The sequence below is a fragment of the Cereibacter azotoformans genome (assembly GCF_021391315.1).
GTDB classification, from domain to species: Bacteria; Pseudomonadota; Alphaproteobacteria; order Rhodobacterales; family Rhodobacteraceae; genus Cereibacter_A; species Cereibacter_A azotoformans.
This window is the reverse complement of sequence record NZ_CP090021.1, coordinates 736,434-752,226: the sequence shown is the minus strand read 5'-3', so window position 1 is coordinate 752,226 and position 15,793 is coordinate 736,434. Positions and strand designations below refer to the sequence as shown.

General features: G+C 68.4%; 16 protein-coding genes and 1 tRNA gene. 9 read left to right on the top strand and 8 right to left on the bottom strand.

Annotated features, from left to right (window positions below):
* Nucleotides 1–26: 26 nt before the first annotated feature.
* The 3 genes from LV780_RS03730 to LV780_RS03725 all read left to right on the top strand — a co-directional run bounded on the left by LV780_RS03730 (nt 27) and on the right by LV780_RS03725 (nt 2,477).
* Nucleotides 27–1,475 carry a TrkH family potassium uptake protein gene (locus LV780_RS03730; RefSeq protein ID WP_108221703.1) on the top strand — a complete coding sequence of 483 codons (1,449 nt, stop codon included), beginning with the start codon at nt 27–29 and terminating at the stop codon, nt 1,473–1,475.
* A 125-nt stretch (nt 1,476–1,600) separates the two neighbouring features.
* The gene (locus LV780_RS21995; protein WP_236860558.1) at nt 1,601–1,684 is read left to right on the top strand and encodes a BrnA antitoxin family protein; all 84 of its coding nucleotides are present in this window, start codon (nt 1,601–1,603) and stop codon (nt 1,682–1,684) included.
* Nucleotides 1,685–1,898: 214 nt separating this feature from the next.
* Nucleotides 1,899–2,477: a hypothetical protein gene (locus LV780_RS03725; protein WP_181318532.1), complete on the top strand. Its 579-nt coding sequence runs from the start codon at nt 1,899–1,901 to the stop codon at nt 2,475–2,477.
* A 266-nt stretch (nt 2,478–2,743) separates the two neighbouring features.
* Here LV780_RS03725 and LV780_RS03720 read toward each other — a convergent pair whose 3' ends face one another.
* Entirely contained in the window at nt 2,744–3,436 is a 693-nt protein-coding gene (locus tag LV780_RS03720) for a hypothetical protein (protein ID WP_108221701.1), read from the bottom strand.
* Nucleotides 3,437–3,676: 240 nt separating this feature from the next.
* Between LV780_RS03720 and LV780_RS03715 the strand changes: the two genes are divergently transcribed.
* Complete coding sequence (locus tag LV780_RS03715) at nt 3,677–3,931, top strand: hypothetical protein (protein WP_108221700.1); 255 nt, start codon at nt 3,677–3,679, stop codon at nt 3,929–3,931.
* Nucleotides 3,932–4,088: 157 nt separating this feature from the next.
* On the opposite strand, the gene LV780_RS03710 is transcribed toward LV780_RS03715, so the two are convergent.
* A tRNA-Gly gene (locus tag LV780_RS03710) sits at nt 4,089–4,162 on the bottom strand.
* A 141-nt stretch (nt 4,163–4,303) separates the two neighbouring features.
* On the opposite strand from LV780_RS03710, the gene LV780_RS03705 reads away from it, so the two are divergent.
* Nucleotides 4,304–4,762, top strand: a complete 459-nt coding sequence (locus tag LV780_RS03705; protein WP_108221698.1) for a peptidoglycan-binding domain-containing protein — start codon at nt 4,304–4,306, stop codon at nt 4,760–4,762.
* A 76-nt stretch (nt 4,763–4,838) separates the two neighbouring features.
* On the opposite strand, the gene LV780_RS03700 is transcribed toward LV780_RS03705, so the two are convergent.
* The 5 genes from LV780_RS03700 to rpiA all read right to left on the bottom strand — a co-directional run bounded on the left by LV780_RS03700 (nt 4,839) and on the right by rpiA (nt 10,878).
* Nucleotides 4,839–6,320 carry a DegQ family serine endoprotease gene (locus LV780_RS03700; RefSeq protein WP_180325222.1) on the bottom strand — a complete coding sequence of 494 codons (1,482 nt, stop codon included), beginning with the start codon at nt 6,318–6,320 and terminating at the stop codon, nt 4,839–4,841.
* Nucleotides 6,321–6,465: 145 nt separating this feature from the next.
* Nucleotides 6,466–7,488: a protease modulator HflC gene (hflC, locus tag LV780_RS03695; RefSeq protein WP_011907934.1), complete on the bottom strand. Its 1,023-nt coding sequence runs from the start codon at nt 7,486–7,488 to the stop codon at nt 6,466–6,468.
* Nucleotides 7,488–8,672 carry an FtsH protease activity modulator HflK gene (hflK, locus tag LV780_RS03690; RefSeq protein WP_011907933.1) on the bottom strand — a complete coding sequence of 395 codons (1,185 nt, stop codon included), beginning with the start codon at nt 8,670–8,672 and terminating at the stop codon, nt 7,488–7,490. The genes hflC and hflK overlap by 1 nt, the downstream gene beginning before the upstream one ends.
* A 56-nt stretch (nt 8,673–8,728) precedes the next feature.
* Entirely contained in the window at nt 8,729–10,087 is a 1,359-nt protein-coding gene (gor, locus tag LV780_RS03685; protein WP_011907932.1) for a glutathione-disulfide reductase, read from the bottom strand.
* A 2-nt stretch (nt 10,088–10,089) separates the two neighbouring features.
* Nucleotides 10,090–10,878, bottom strand: coding sequence for a ribose-5-phosphate isomerase RpiA (rpiA, locus tag LV780_RS03680; RefSeq protein ID WP_101340514.1), 789 nt, complete (start codon nt 10,876–10,878; stop codon nt 10,090–10,092).
* Nucleotides 10,879–11,062: 184 nt separating this feature from the next.
* Between rpiA and LV780_RS03675 the strand changes: the two genes are divergently transcribed.
* The 3 genes from LV780_RS03675 to LV780_RS03665 all read left to right on the top strand — a co-directional run bounded on the left by LV780_RS03675 (nt 11,063) and on the right by LV780_RS03665 (nt 13,778).
* Nucleotides 11,063–11,230 carry a hypothetical protein gene (locus LV780_RS03675; protein WP_181318531.1) on the top strand — a complete coding sequence of 56 codons (168 nt, stop codon included), beginning with the start codon at nt 11,063–11,065 and terminating at the stop codon, nt 11,228–11,230.
* A 117-nt stretch (nt 11,231–11,347) separates the two neighbouring features.
* Nucleotides 11,348–12,727: an L-serine ammonia-lyase gene (locus LV780_RS03670; protein ID WP_108221696.1), complete on the top strand. Its 1,380-nt coding sequence runs from the start codon at nt 11,348–11,350 to the stop codon at nt 12,725–12,727.
* Nucleotides 12,728–12,854: 127 nt separating this feature from the next.
* A complete protein-coding gene (locus LV780_RS03665; RefSeq protein ID WP_108221694.1) occupies nt 12,855–13,778 on the top strand; it encodes a DMT family transporter in 924 nt (307 codons plus the stop codon).
* On the opposite strand, the gene LV780_RS03660 is transcribed toward LV780_RS03665, so the two are convergent.
* Nucleotides 13,720–14,418: a thiamine diphosphokinase gene (locus LV780_RS03660; RefSeq protein ID WP_044248601.1), complete on the bottom strand. Its 699-nt coding sequence runs from the start codon at nt 14,416–14,418 to the stop codon at nt 13,720–13,722. The two genes, LV780_RS03665 and LV780_RS03660, sit on opposite strands and share 59 nt — an antisense overlap.
* Nucleotides 14,419–14,558: 140 nt before the next feature.
* On the opposite strand from LV780_RS03660, the gene LV780_RS03655 reads away from it, so the two are divergent.
* A complete protein-coding gene (locus LV780_RS03655; RefSeq protein WP_108221693.1) occupies nt 14,559–15,686 on the top strand; it encodes a hypothetical protein in 1,128 nt (375 codons plus the stop codon).
* Nucleotides 15,687–15,793: the final 107 nt, after the last annotated feature.

Genomic DNA, 15,793 nt, shown 5'->3' with positions numbered 1-15,793 from the left:
CAGCCTCCCTTCACCGCTTGCGCATCATGCTCGATCTGCGCCCCGTCGGCTTTGTCATTGGACTTCTCGTGGCGGGTCTCGGCCTCGCGATGCTGTTGCCGAGCGGTCTTGATCTTCTACTCGAGGACAGCAACTGCTGGCAGCTTCTCAAGGCCGCACTCCTCACGACTTTGGCCGGCACGATGGTTGCGCTTGCCTGTGCCAACTTTCCACAACGCGCGATCGGCATCCGTCAGGCCTTCGTCCTGACAGCCTCAGTCTGGTTCATCCTTCCCGCGTTCGGCAGTCTGCCGCTAGTCTTCGGCAAGCCGGATCTGTCCTTCACGGATGCCATGTTCGAGGCGGTGTCGGGCATCACCACCACCGGCTCGACCGTCATAACTGGCCTTGATCAGCTTCCCGCCGGGACCAATCTGTGGCGCGGAATGCTGAACTGGCTTGGCGGTCTCGGCATCGCCTTTATCGCCATGATCTTCCTGCCCGTCATGCGGGTTGGTGGCATGCAGTTCTTCCGCACCGAAGGCTTCGACACCATGGGCAAGGTTCTGCCCCGGGCAACCGACATCGCCCGGGCGTTGCTCGGCGTCTATGCCGGTCTTACACTCGCCTGCATCTCGGCCTACCTGCTGGTGGGAATGGAACCGCTCGACGCTGTGGTGAACGGGATGGCCACCATCGCCACAGGAGGCTTCTCCCCGGCCGACATGTCGTTCGGCAAGTACCCGGGCGCGGGAGAGTATGCCGGCATTGTATTCATGATCCTCGGCGCCATGCCCTACATCCGTCTCGTCCAGCTGGTCCACGGATCGACGCGCAACCTGCTCGCCGACAGCCAGATCAGGGCGATGCTGCGCTGGATGGCCTACGCCGTCGGCATCGTGACGCTCTGGCGGACAGCCACCTCCGATCAGGGGTTGGAGCCGGCGTTCCGCGAGTCAGCCTTCAATCTCGTCTCGATTTTCACCGGGACCGGGTTCTTCTCGGGCAGCTTCGGCGGCTGGGGAGGCTTCTCCATGGTCGTGGCGTTCTGTGTCGGGATGATCGGCGGCTGCTCCTCGTCGAGTTCGGGAGCCTTGAGCGTCTTCCGGATTCAGGTCGTGCTGGAGGCAATACGCGTTCAGATCCAGAAAATCGGCCTACCGCATCGGGTGGCTGTAGTGCGCTACGAGAGTCGAGCCGTCCAAGATGACGTGATGAACGCGCTGATCCTTTACGTCACGGGCTACATCGTGGCGATAGGTGTGCTCAGCACGGCGATGACCATCACAGGCGTCGATGCCACTTCTGCCGTCTTCGGCATCTGGACCTCGATCGGCAACATCGGGTACGGCTACGGGCAGATGGTGGCTGCCACCGGCACATTCATCGACTTCCCCGATGCTGCCAAGTGGCTCATGATCGTTGCGATGCTGATGGGACGGCTTGCGCTGCTGTCGTTGGTCGTGCTCGTCATACCGCGTTTCTGGAGAGGCTGATGCGCCCATGATGCTCCGTCTGCCGTGCGGGAAGGGTCGGACGGCTCAGCGCTGGTGATCATGCTTCACAGCAACGAGGTGTAGCGAGGCGGGCGCGCGACAATCTGGATGCACACGCCGAACGGGTGGTCTGCATCAAGGCAGGCGGCCCCGGCTGGCAATCTCGGATGAACCGCGCCCTGCGGGAGGCGGCGGGCCTCTCCGGCTGACGGCGCGACGGGCAGATGGGGCCGGGCGCCCGGAGAACCCCATTTTCCGAGCCACCTGCGGGCGCTGGCCTCTGTGGCTACTAAGCCGCGGCACCCCCGCGCGCTAGCGCCCGTCCTGCGCCCTCTCCGTGTCTCCCGTGGCGTCAAGGTGTTTTCTTGCGGTAGGTTCGGCGCCGTGGCATGTCGGGAACATCCCCACATAGGAGTTGCGCCGATGAACGCCCGGACGCCCGCCCTTGTCGCCCTTCTCGGTGCCGTCGCCGCAGATCTGCGCCTCGATCAGGTCAGGCGCCGGGCCGCGCCCATCGCGGCCCCGGCGCCGAAGGTCGAGCCCGAAGTCGGCTGGACGCCCGAGCTGGTCGAGCAGGCGCTTGTGGACGCGCTGACATGGGTCCGCAGCACGAGCGGATCAGCGGGGCCGAGGGGCTTCTCCCGCAGTCAGAGCCGCTTCGTCCGCGCACTCGGCTGGGAAGATGAATGGGGCGTGGTCGAGACGGCAAACGATGACGAGCCGCCGCAGATCCGCATTCAGGTCTCGGCCGCGCAGGTGACGTTCTACGAGACCGTGCTCGAGTGGCCGGCCCGCTACCTCTGTCCGGATAACGTCGGCAGCGCCCGCTGCGTCGGCCTGTGGGCGCGCTGCAAGGCCCGCAAGGCGAGCTTCGCCGCCGGGGCTGAGGCGCGCGGTCTGGCCAAGCGGCACGCCTACGCGCTGAAGGACCGCGGCCTGTCCATGATCGCCCAGGGCCTCGAGCGGGACCGGGTGCCTGTGCCCCAGCCCGTGGCCCTCTGACCTCGTCTTTTGATGTTGCGCCCGATGGAACACCCGCCCCGCAACCGCAGTCCGGAAGTGGCGAAACCTGGGACTGGACCGAAATGAACCGACACGAGCGGCGGAAAGCTGGCAAGGGCAAGCAGGCGCAGGCACGGCCTGAATTCTACCAGATGATTGGAAAAGGAGGGGTGCCGCTCCTCCTCGATGTGCGCGCGATGCGGCGCTGGGCTCAGCAACACGCGGAGCTGGTGAGGGTGCCCGTCGACTTGGCCTACATCGAGCGGCTATTCAGGCGAGGCGCTATCACGGAAGATAGCCTCCTGAAGAAAGCCTCGACCGGTCGCCCGAAACCGATCCTTCTGTGCCGCGACATCAACGATGAAGGCGACGAGATCGTGGATGGGAACCACACATATGCCGCCACGGCCGTTGCTTGGACAATCGCCCGGCGTCAGGGTTCTGCGCCGGCGGATGCCGTTCCATGGGCGAAAGGGTATCTGCTGGAACGAGAGCACTGGATCCGCTTCGTAGTGCCGCTGCCCGCCTGAGCGCAACCGGAGCTCGGGCTTTCCCGCCCGGCGCTCGATCACCTCCACCTGCTCGGATGGCGTCGGGGCCTTGGCGGCTTCCAGAAGGACCGACTGCGGTGCCTTCGTCTTCTTCGCGGTGGCCTTCGCCTCGGGGCTCAGGCCGGCGATCTTCACCGCCTGCCGAAGGTTCGTCTCCGGCATCCCAATTTCACGGGCCGCGTGCTTGATGCCGCCGGGCTTGCGGCCCTCTGCCCTACTTCTGACGGAGAGTTTCGCGCGAACTTCGCGCGAAACGTCAGCACCGTCTTCGGCCTTCACCGGCCGCCGCGCCACGATCTCGACCCAGCGCGCCAGCAGCTCGGCCCGCTCGATCTCGCCCAGCTCGCGGCGGTGATCCAGCGCCTCAGGGGCGAGCCGCTTGCCGCGGCGGCGGGTCGAGCTGTTCACGCTCCCGCCCAGCCCCGGCGCCCGAATCGCTCTGCGCCGTCCAGCGTCGGAAAAGATCCGACGCCTTGAGCTTTTCCGCATCAAATCCAACCGGCCCGGCCAGCAATCCAACCGCTTCGGCGCGCGCGGGGCAGATCGTTGGAAAATATCCGCCTAACCAGTTGGAAAATATCGTTTCTTTACGAAATGCCGCGATGTGCTACCGTCTTCGCACTGGCAACATGCTGATTGGAGAAGGCCATGACCACGATCGAAACCATCCCCGCCTCTGACGCCCTCGCCGCTGCCGTGCATGGCATCATCCTGCACGACATGCTCGACACGCTCGGGCAGCACCCGGACCTGCCCATGGAGAGGGACGCCGTGAGGGACGCGCTCCTGGGCGCAGGCTTCGGCCAGCGGTCGGTGGATGCGCTGGCAGAGCGGGCGCTGGAGGAAGGGCGAGCGCTCCGGGCGCTCTGCGCCGTGGTCGAGCAAGGGGCCGGACGGGCCTGATCCACAACCGCGAGGACGGGTGGCCGGATGGCGGCCACCTGTCGCACCCCGTGTCAGGACGGCGCATCAAGCATCCTTTTCGTTGGCCAGCGCATTAGGCAGCGGCATTCCGGCGCCATTTTATTTTAGCGCAAAATCAATAGCTTACGGGATGGGGTGGAGCGGGTGAAGGGAATCGAACCCTCGTCGTAAGCTTGGGAAGCTTCTGCTCTACCATTGAGCTACACCCGCGACAGCCCCTCACCTAAGCCACGGACAGGGCTTCGTCAAGCGGTTGCTGCGGGGTCTCGGCCCGGCATCCTCCGCCCGCGCACCCCTTTTCGCGCCGGGCGTCTTGCGGCATTCTCCGCCGCCGGACAGACAGGGAATCCCATGACGCGCATCGCTGCCCTCATCACGCTGCTGCTTCTGCCCGCCTGCCAGGGGCCCGCCATGCCCGAGCCGCCCCGCCTCCCGGATCTGGCGCAGGGCGTCCGTTCCGAGAGGCCGCCGGCCGGGCAGGGGCTGTGCTGGTCGGGAGATGAGGGCCGCTGGTTCCAGGTCCCCTGCCCCGATGCGTTGACCCCGGAGCGGGTGGCAACGCTGCAGCGCGCGCTTGAGGTGCGTGGCCTCCACAGGGGCGCAATCAGCGGAGAGATGGACAGGAAGACGCGGGCGGCGATCCGCAGATTCCAGGAGCCGCTCGGCCTCGACAGTGACCGCCTGTCAATCGAGGCCGCCCGCTACCTGGGGGTGGTTCCGGTCGAACTCGACCTGCCCGAGCCGGAGGAGGAGGAGCCCCTGCCATCCGCCGGGCCGACCGAGGCGCCCGGCACCCCGGCTTCGGCCTGAACCGGCGGCTTGACGATCAGGCCACCGCCCTGACCCTGCGCTAAGAGAAGCGCCGCCCCGTGGGGCGGCGCGACAGTCATTCGGTGATCGTGAGAGCCACGAAGCGTGGGTCACCGCCCCGTCGGATCAGAAGCAGGAGCGACTTGCGCCCGGCCTCGCGAGCCTCGTCCACGCGGTCCTGGAGATCCTTGATCGTCATGACCTTCTGCTGACCCGCCTCGGTGATGACATCCCCCTCGCGCAGCCCCTTGGAATAGGCCTCGGAGGCCGTGTCCACATCCGTCACCGCGAGCCCCTCGGTGCCGGGCGGCAGACCCAGCTCGGCGGCCTGCTCGGCCGTCAGCGGAGCCACTGTCAGGCCCAGAAGGTTGGCGGTCGAAGGTTCCGTCGGGGCAGACTCGACGGACGCCGCCGCGCCCTCACCCTCGGCTTCCTCCCGGCGCCCGAGCACCACGGAGAGCGTGCGGGTCTTGCCTTCACGCATCACGACCACGCGCACGGCCTCACCGATCGGGGCGTCCGCCACGCGGCGCACGAGATCGCGGGTGTCGGCCACCGGCGCCTTGTCAAAGGTCACTATCACGTCGCCCGACTGCATTCCGGCCTCTTTCGCAGGCCCTTCGGGCACGTCCGTCACCAGCGCCCCCTTCGCCTCGGCCAGCCCCATCGCCTCGGCCACGTCCGGGGTCACGTCCTGGATCCGCACGCCGAGCCAGCCGCGCCGCGTCTCGCCGAACTCGCGAAGTTGCTGGACGACCTTCACCACCACGTTCGAGGCCATCGAGAAGCCGATCCCGATCGAGCCGCCGTTGGGCGAGAGGATCGCCGTGTTCACGCCGATCACCTGACCGTCGAGATTGAACAGCGGCCCGCCCGAGTTGCCGCGGTTGATGGCGGCGTCGGTCTGGATGTAGTCATCGTAGGTGCCCGAGAGCGCCCGGTTGCGCGCCGAGATGATCCCGGCCGAGACCGAAAAGCCCTGCCCCAGAGGGTTGCCCATCGCCACCACCCAGTCGCCCACCCGCGCGAGATCCGAGTTGCCGAAGCTCACGAACGGGAGCGGCTGGTTGCTCGAGACCTTGAGAAGGGCGATGTCGGTCTTGGGATCGGTGCCCACGAGCTTCGCCTCGAGCTTGTTGCCCGAGAAGAACTCGATCTGGATGTCGTCCGCCCCTTCGATGACATGGTTGTTGGTCACGATGAAGCCGTCTTCCGAGATCACGAAGCCCGAGCCCAGCGCCTCGGAGCGGCGCGGTCCACCCTCGCGGTTCTGCGGGTCCATGAAGTCGCGGAAGAAATCCTCGAAGGGCGAGCCTTCGGGCACGAGCGGAGAATTCTGCGTGGGTGCCGCGACCACGGTCGAGGTGGTGATGTTCACCACCGCCGGGCTGATCTTTTCGGCGAGACCGGCGAAGCTGGCCGGGGCCCCCTGCGCATGGGCCGACACCGCCTGCGCAAGCGCCAGCCCCAGGCCCAGCATCAGCGCGAGGAAAAGGCGCCATGCGGCGATGGGCACCGGTTCCTTCCGGCGGGCGATGGAAATGGCGTGAGACTGCACACCCGACTCCTTTCGAAATGCGGGGCGCCGTCCTTGGCTGAAACGCCCCAAGATGACAGTCGGGCAACACGCGCCGCAATGCAAATGGCGTGTGGGCCCGTCAAGCGCATGTGAAGCCTCCCGGCCGTGGCCGGGAGGCGCGGAGTCACTGGGCCGCCGCGGGGGCCGGGGCGGCAGGCGCAGCGGCCGTCGGCTGACCGGCCGGCGAGCCGACCTGATCGCCCGGCTCTTCGCCCGCGGCCGCCTCTCCGTCACCGGCCGGTGCGGCTTGGGCGGGGGCCGCGGCCAAGGGACCGCCTTCGGGGGCGCGGTCGGTGCGCAGATACTGGAAGAAGTCGCTGTCCGGCTGCATCACGATCGACGAGCTGCCCGATTGCAGCGCCCGCTCGTAGGAGGTGAGCGACCGGGTGAAGGCGAAGAACTCGGGATCGCGGCCGAAGGCGTTGGCGTAGATCCCGTTGCGCTGCGCATCGGCCTCACCGCGGATCACCTCGGCCAGACGCCGCGCTTCCGATGTGACCTCGACCACCGTCCGGTCCGCCGCCGCACGCACGCGCTGCGCCGCCTCGTTGCCTCGGGCGATCTCGTCGGCGGCCTCACGCTCGCGCTCGGCCCGCATCCGGCCATAGGTGGCCGCAAGGTTCTGCTCGGGCAGGTCGGTGCGCGTCAGACGCACGTCGATGACATCCACCCCCAGCGCCTGTGCCTGACGGCGGGCGAGGTCGCGGATCTGGTTCATCAGCACCGTCCGGTCCTCGGACAGCACCCGGATCGAGGGCACGCCGCCGAGCACTTCACGGATCGCCGGGCTCATGATGCGCTGGAGGCGCGTCTGGGCGGCGTCGATGCCGCCGACGCCCACGGCCTCGCGGAACTCGACCACATCGACGATGCGCCAGCGCGCGAAGGCGTCCACAACGAGACGCCGGTCGTCGAGGGGCGTCACCTCGATGGGCTGCGTCGGCAGGCCGAGGATGCGGCCGTCATAGCGCACGACCTCCTGGATGAGCGGGATCTTGAAGCCGATGCCCGGCTCTTCCTTGACCGCCTTCACCTGGCCGAACTGCAGGACCAGCGCCTTCTCGCGCTCGTCCACGATGAAGATCGACGAGAAGCCGATCGCCACCAGGATCGCGAGGATGGGCAGTATGAGTGAGCTGCGGTTCATCAGTTGGCCTCCCCGCCGTTGGTGGCCGCGCGGGCGGCGGCGGAGTTGCGACCCAGCTCGTTCAGGGGCAGGTAGGGCACCACGCCGGAGCCGCCCTGTCCGTCGATCCCGTCAAGGATCACCTTGTCCATCGAACCGAGCACCTTCTCCATCGTCTCGAGATACAGGCGGCGGCGGGTGACGTCGGGCGCCTTCACATATTCGTCGTAGATCGAGATGAAGCGGCTCGCCTCACCCTCGGCGTTGTTCACCACCTCGGCGCGGTAGCCTTCGGCCTGTTCGGTCAGCCGCGCGGCTTCCCCGCGGGCCGCCGCCGTCACGCGGTTGGCATAGGCGTCGGCTTCCTTCTCGAGACGGTCACGCTCCTGCTGGGCCGCCTGCACTTCGCGGAAGCTGTCGATCACTTCCTGAGGCGGGTCGGCCTTGTCGAAGTTGACGCGGACGACGTTGATGCCGGCCTGATAGCTGTCGAGCGTGGTCTGCACCGCCGCAAGCAGATCCGAGGCGATAATGCCGCGGTCCCGGTTGAGGATCGGAGACAGTTCGGATCGCGCGATGATATCGCGCATCGCGGATTCCGACACGGCGCGGATCGTGTCCGCCGGATCGGCAAGGTTGAACAGGAATTGCGCCGGATCCGAGATGTTCCAGACCACCTGGAACTCGATGTCCACGATGTTCTGGTCGCGGGTCAGCATCAGCCCGTTGTCGGTATCGCCACCGCGGCCGGTGCCGATGTCGGTGGTCCGTTCCCCGGTCACCTGCACCACCTCGGCGGTGACGACCGGCCAGGGCGCGAAGTTCAGGCCCGGATTGCCGATATCGCTGAACTCACCCAGAAACAGCTCGACCGAGCGTTCCTCCGGGCGCACCGTGTAGAGGGACATGAAGGCCCAGACGCCCACCAGCGCGAGCGCGCCCAGCGCGAGACCCTGACGGGTGAAGAGCGGGCCCATCGGGTTGCCCCCGTTTCCGCCACCGCCACCGCCACCGCGTCCGCCGTTCGTACGGCCGCGGCCGCCCATCAGCACACGCAACTGTTCCTGTCCTTTCTTCACGATCTCGTCGATCTCGGGGATCTGCGAGCCGTCACCACCGCCGGGACGCCGCCCGCCGCGGCCGTCACGCCCATCCCTGTCGCCGCGGTCTCCTCCGCCTCCGCCCCAAGGTCCTCCGTTGGACATATAACCCTTTCCCTTTTCCTTGCCTGCCGCCTTAACTGGTCATCAAAAAAGCAAATTCAAGCCGTTCGAACCGGTTTGCGCAGGGTCACGAGTTCCTCGGCCATGGTCGGATGAACCGCGACCGTCCGGTCGAAGTCCTCCTTCGTCGCCCCCATCTTCACCGCGATGGCGGCCAGCTGGATCATCTCGCCCGCATTGGGCGCGACGATGTGGCAGCCGAGAACCTTCCGGCTGGCCTGGCTGACGATCAGTTTCATGAGCACGCGATCGGGCCGCCCGGCAAAGAGCGACTGCATCGGCCGGAACGCCGCGGCATAGACCTCGATCGGCTCCTGCTCGCGCGCGGCCTCTTCGGTCAGGCCGACCGAGCCCAGCTCGGGCTGGGTGAAGACCGCCGAGGGCACAAGCTCGTGATCGGCCGTGCGGGGCTCTCCCTTGAAGACGGTGTCGGCGAAGGCATGCCCCTCGCGGATGGCGACCGGGGTCAGGTTGATCCGGTCCGTCACGTCGCCCACCGCATAGATCGAGGGCACGCAGGTCTGGCTCCAGTCATCGACCGGGATCTGGCCGTGGCGTCCGAGTTCGATCCCCAGCGCCTCGAGGCCAAGGCCCGCGCTGTTGGGCCGCCGCCCGGTCGCATAGAGAACCGCGCCGAACTCCCGGTCCGATCCGTCGGTGGTGATGGCGCGCACCCCACCCTCGGTCCGTTCCAGGCGGATGACATCGGTTCCGCACTTGATCTGGATGCCGCGGTCGATCATGGCGGACGAGACATGGCCGCGGGCCTCGTCGTCGAAGCCGCGCAGGATCTGCGCCCCACGGTAGAACTGACAGACATCGACACCCAGCCCGTGCAGGATGCAGGCGAATTCGCTGGCGATGTAGCCGCCGCCCACCACCAGGATCGACGGCGGCAGGCTCTCGAGCCTGAAGACATCGTCCGACGTCAGGGCCAGCTCGCAGCCGGGGAAATCCGGCACGAAGGGCCGCCCGCCGGTCGCGATCAGGATGTGCTTGGCCGTGACCGTCCGACCCGAGGCGAGCCGCACCGTATGGGCGTCGGCCACCGTCGCGCGCTCGTCGAAGATCTCCACCCCCGCCGAGGTCAGGCCCGAGCGGTAGGCCGCCTCGAGCCGGTCAAGCTCGCGATCCAGGCTCGTGCGGAACTTCGGCCAGTCGAACCCGCCGATCGAGGCCTCCCAGCCATAGGCGCGGGCGTCCTCGACGGCCTCCGGGTAGCCCGAGGCGAAGACCATCAGCTTCTTGGGCACGCAGCCGCGAATGACGCAGGTGCCGCCCATCCGGCTTTCCTCGGCGAGCGCCACCTTCGCGCCCCCTTCCGAGGCCGCGATCCGGGCCGCGCGCACCCCGCCCGAGCCGCCGCCGATCACGAACAGGTCATGGTCGAATGCCAAGCTCACTCTCCAAGGTCGGCGAAGATGTTGCGCGAGGCGCCGAGATCCACCTGCCCGTCCTCCGTCAGGCCGGACTCGAGATCACGCACCGTCACCCGGCCATCGCCATGACCCACCACCACCGTGTCGCAGATGTCAATGAAAAGCCCGTTTTCCACCACGCCCGCGATCTGGTTCAGCGTGAGGGCGAGCTGGCGCGGATGGCCGATGCGCGTCAGGTGCAGGTCGAGGATGTAGTTCTTCTCGTCCGTGAGCAGCGGCGCCTCGCCCGACCGGCGCAGCGTCACCTCGCGGCCAAGGACATCGAGCCCGATCAGCGCCTCCTCGATCAGCATCCTGGTGCTCTGCCAGCCGAAGGGGATCACCTCGACCGGCAGCGGGAAGGCGCCAAGCTGCGCCACCTCCTTGGCCGCGTCGGCGATCACGATCATCCGGTCCGAGGCCGTCGCCACGATCTTTTCCTGCAACAGCGCGGCGCCGCCGCCCTTGATCAGGTTGAACTCGCTGTCGAACTCGTCGGCCCCGTCGATGGTCAGGTCGAGCCACCGCGCCTCATCGAGGGTCACGACCGGGATCCCCAGCTCGCGCGCAAGGTCGGCCGTCCGGGACGAGGTCGGCACGCCCTGCACCCGCAGTCCCTCTTCGCGGACACGCTCGGCCAGGCAGCGCACCATCCACGCCGCGGTCGAGCCGGTTCCGAGGCCCAGCTTCATGCCGTCCTGCACGAAATCCACCGCACGGCGAGCGGCGGCGAACTTGGCGGTGTCAATGGGGGAACGTTCTGCAGGCATCCTCTGTCTCCGCTGGGGCGCCCCCCGGTTATAGGCACGAAGCCGGGGCCGTGCGAGGGGAAAGCTGCACGAGGGCGGATCGGGGCCTGCAAGCAACAGTTGAAGATTTTCACGTTTTCATGCATCCTGAACGCACATTTTCGCGTTTCCTTTTCATGCAGACCTTTGTTCAGGAACCCTTGCCATGAGTAACCTCAGCCAGACGAAGTCTCCCCACCACCTCCCGGACCGCCGGTCGGGCGCGGATTTCACCGACGCCATCCTGCGCGAGGCCGCCTGTCAGGCGATCGTGGACTCGCTGCGCAGCGAAGGCCCGCTCGCGCCGGCGGGCTCGGACGACCGGCACAACTGACCGCCGCTTCCCCGCCCGGCGCGCGATGACGCGAATTGCGCGGCGAGGTCGTTTCCAGCGTGTCCGCGACAGGCCGTCGCACCTATCTAGGAAGGACGCACTGTCCGAGGTCCGCGCATGTTCCTGTCCGTCTTCGATATCTTCAAGGTCGGCATCGGCCCGTCCTCCTCGCACACGATGGGACCGATGGTGGCCGCCGGCCGCTTCCTCGACCGCCTGCGGGCAAGCCCGTTCCACGCCCACGGCCTGCGCGCCTCGCTGCACGGCAGCCTCGCCTTCACGGGCGTGGGTCACGCCACCGACCGGGCCACGATCCTCGGCCTCGCCGGCTTCGAGCCCGGCAGCTATGACGCCGCGCGGGCCGAGGAGGCGCTCGCCGCCATCCGCGCGACGCGCCGGATCGAGGCGCCGGGCCTCGGCCCGCTCCGCTTCGACCCCGAGAAGGACCTGATCTTCGACTATGGCCATGCGCTGCCGGGCCATGCCAACGGGATGCGGCTCACCGCCACCGACGCGCAGGGCGACGTGCTCTTGTCAGAGGTCTATTATTCGGTCGGCGGCGGCTTCGTTCTGACCGAGGCCGAACTGGCCGGGTCGAAGGCCGATCGCACCGTTCCCGGCCCCGCCGTTCCCTTCCCCTTCGACAGCGCGCAGCAGATGCTCGGCATGGCCGAGGCCTCGGGCCTCTCGATCGCCGCGATGAAGCGGGCGAACGAACTGGTCGTCCGCAGCCCGGCCGACCTCGACCGCGGCCTGAAGCGGATCTGGCAGGTGATGAACGACTGCATCGAGCGCGGCATGGCCACCGGCGGCACCCTGCCCGGCGGCCTCCACGTCCGCCGCCGCGCCCAGGGGATCCGCGAGGCGCTCCTGGCCGAGCGGGGGCTGAACATGACGGCGCCGCATACGATCAACGACTGGATGAGCCTCTATGCGATGGCCGTCAACGAGGAGAACGCGGCCGGCGGCCAGGTGGTGACGGCGCCGACCAACGGGGCTGCGGGCGTGGTGCCCGCCGTCCTTCGCTACTGGCTCGACCACGTTCCCGGCGCCAGCCCCGCGAACCTTCCCGACTTCCTGCTCACCGCCGCCGCGATCGGCGGTCTCGTCAAGCACAATGCCTCGATCTCGGGCGCCGAATGCGGCTGCCAGGCCGAGGTGGGCTCGGCCGCCGCGATGGCCGCCGCAGGTCTGGCCGCCGTCCTCGGCGGCACGCCTGCTCAGGTCGAGAACGCCGCCGAAATCGCACTCGAGCATCACCTCGGCATGACCTGCGACCCGGTCAGGGGCCTCGTCCAGGTGCCCTGCATCGAGCGCAACGGGCTCGGCGCGATCAAGGCCGTCTCGGCGGCAAGCCTCGCGATGCGCGGCGACGGCGAACATCTGGTCAGCCTCGACGTCTGCATCGAGACCATGCGCCAGACCGGGCGCGACATGAACGAGAAATACAAGGAAACCTCGCTCGGCGGTCTCGCGGTCAATGTCCCCAACTGCTGATCCCTGCCCGCCGCCTGCGGTCACCTCCTTCATTCTGGCGGAAGTATCCCGGGGGTCCGGGGGCAGAGCCCCCGGCCTTCCCCGCCTGCCTCTGGACGGGCCGGAGGGGCTGCGCTAGGCCGATGCCATGACCGCCCCTCCCGATCGCATCCTCCCCGGCGTCGCGCTGATGATCGCCTTCTGCGTCCTGGCGCCCCTGCTCGACGTCTGCGCCAAGCTGGCCTCGGCCACCATTCCCGTCGGCCAGATCACCTTCGCGCGCTTCCTCGTGCAGGCGATCCTCATGCTGCCCGTGGTGGTGCTGATGGGCACCGACTGGCGGATGGGCCGGCGGATGGCGGGCCTTGTCCTGCTGCGCGCGATCTTCCTGATCCTCTCGACCTACAGCTTCGTCGCGGCCATCACCGTCATGCCGATCGCCGACGCGCTCGCCATCGCCTTCGTCGAGCCCTTCATCCTGCTCCTGCTCGGCCGCCTCCTCTTCGGCGACGAGGTCGGGCCGCGCCGGATCGCGGCCAGCCTCGTGGGCTTTGGCGGCGCGCTGATGGTGATCCAGCCCTCGCTGGCCGCCTTCGGGCCGGTGGCGCTCTGGCCGCTGGGGACGGCGGTCTTCTTCGCCTTCTACATGCTGGTCACGCGGCAGATGTCGCGCGGCATGCACCCGGTGACGATGCAGCTGCACACGGCGCTCGCGGGCGTCCTGGTGATGCTTCCCGTTCTTGCGGTGGGAGAGGCCGCCGCGATCCCGACCCTCGATCCGGTGTGGCCGGAGGGATTTGCCTGGCTGCTTCTCTTCGGCGTGGGCTTCTGGGCCTCGGCCAGCCACATCTGCATGACCTACGCGCTGAAGTTCGCCCCCTCGGCCACGCTCGCGCCCCTCCACTATCTCGAAATCGTGGCGGCGGTGGGCCTGGGCTATCTCGTGTTCGGCGACTTCCCCAATCCGCTGACCTGGGCCGGGATCGGCGTGATCTCGGCCTCGGGACTCTACATCATCTACCGCGAGCGGCTGTCGTCGCGCCTGCCCGCCACCCCGGCACCAGCGCCCTGAGCGCGCGGTCGAGGCGCGCGCGCGGCAGGATGACCAGCATTCCCGGCCCGTCGAACGCCAGCCGCACCTCGGGCTCGGCCACGGCGTTCGAGGTGCCCACCCGCCCGTCCGGCGCGAAGGGGATGCCGTCGATCGGCCAGCGCAGCCCCCGGCTTTCGCCGGTGACCGGGCCGAGCGGAAAGAGCGAGATCCGCTCGCCGACCTTCAGCCGCAGCCTGAGTTCGGGCGGCGCATGAAACACCACGTCCTGCGGCCCGACCAGCAGGCAGACCGGCTCGGTCCGGCGGACGAGCACGTTCATCACCGCAAGCCCGTGGTCGATCCGCGCCCCCGCCACACCCAGCGCCAGCACGAAGGGCGCGCGAATGCTGCGCAGGCACTTGTCGAAATCGGTGGTTTCCTGTTCCGGCAGGTGATGCACACGGCCGCGGAGCGCCTCGCGCCCCTCGTGGGACAGCGAGTCCATGTCCCCGATCACCGCCTGGGGCAGCCGGCCGAGACGCAGGGCGCTGTCGCCACCGCCATCCGCCGCCACCAGCACCGGCGCCCGCGCCAGCGCCACGGAAAGATCGCGCCGCGTGACAGGTCCGCCCGCCACCAGCGTGACGCCTTCGGTCGATTCAACAATGGGCCGGGTCATCTGCATACTGTATATAAGGACCTGTGGAGGTATGCCCGTCCGGAGCCATAATCAATCCTTCAAATCACCCAGATCTCATCGTTGATTTGGAGGGCAGGCAGGTCCCGAACCTGACGAACGCAAGGGAGCGCGCGCAGCCGATGACCGGCGAAACGAAGATCCTCACAGTGACCTGCGGCGGTTTCTGCTGCAGGCTCGAGGGATTCGACGACCCCTTCAGCCTGCTGAAGGAGGTGGCGGATCCTCTCCGCGATCTCGCCGCCACCGGCCTTGCGGGGTGCGACCTGACGGAGTTGCGTCGCCTGTTCCAGAAGGACGGCGCGCGGGGCATCGACGTCGAGGTCACGGCGGAAGGGCTCGTCCTCCGCCCGGCGCCGGCGGAGGACGCAAGTCTGGCAGCCCGCCTCAGCCGCCTGCGGTCGGCCATGGAAGAGGCGCGCCGTCTCCAGCCCCGCACGCCCCCCGCTGCGGCCGGGTCGCGGCACGAACCTGCGCGATCCATGCATCGGCCCGACGCACCGGATTCGCAGCCGTCTGACATGGGCCCTGCCCCGGTCCCCGAGGTCGAGGCCCGGCGGCTTGCGCGCCCCCTAGCGCCGGACGATCCGGTCGGACCTACCGCACCGGACAGCCCCCCTCCCCTTCGCCTCGAGCATCCCTGCCCGCCCGGCCCGCCGGCCGCCGAGGCCGATGACACGGCGATCCGCACGCTCGTGGCCGAGACCCGAGCCCTGCAGGAGCGCGAGGAAGCCGAGGAGCGGGCCCGGAACCTCGAACGGGCCCGCGCCCGCGTCGCCAGGCCCCGCGCGGCGCCCGATCCGCTCCTGCTGCAGGAACTGTCCCGGATCGGGACGGATCTCGCCCATCAGCGGACGCCATGCGCCGCCGGCCGTCAGCTTGCCGAGGCAACCGGCGAGGATGCGGTCGAGCGGATCCTCGACAAGACCACGAACGAGATGCGGGCGCCCGAAAGCCGGCGACGGATCTCGGCGCTGTCCCATCTCAAGGCGGCCGTGGCGGCCACCGTGGCTGACCGGATGGCCGGAGGATTGCCCGCCGGTGGAGAGGCCCGGATGGACGCCTATCGCGACGATCTTGCGCGGGTGGTCCGGCCGTCGGACCTGTCCACGCCGCTGCTGCTGGGCCTGGAGCAGAGGATCGACCCCGCCCGGCCCGCGCGCGCAGGGTCACCGCTGGAGGATCCGGCGCCCCTTTCCGAAGACCTGCCCGAGCCGGGCGGGAGTGCGGCCCGAAGGCGGGGACATTAGGCGGTCCAGACCGGACGGAGCGGCGCCCGGATCGGCCGTCGGAGCCTCCGGCGGGGATATTTGGGCCAGAATGAAAGGCAGGGGCGGCGCCGGGGTGACGGGCCGCA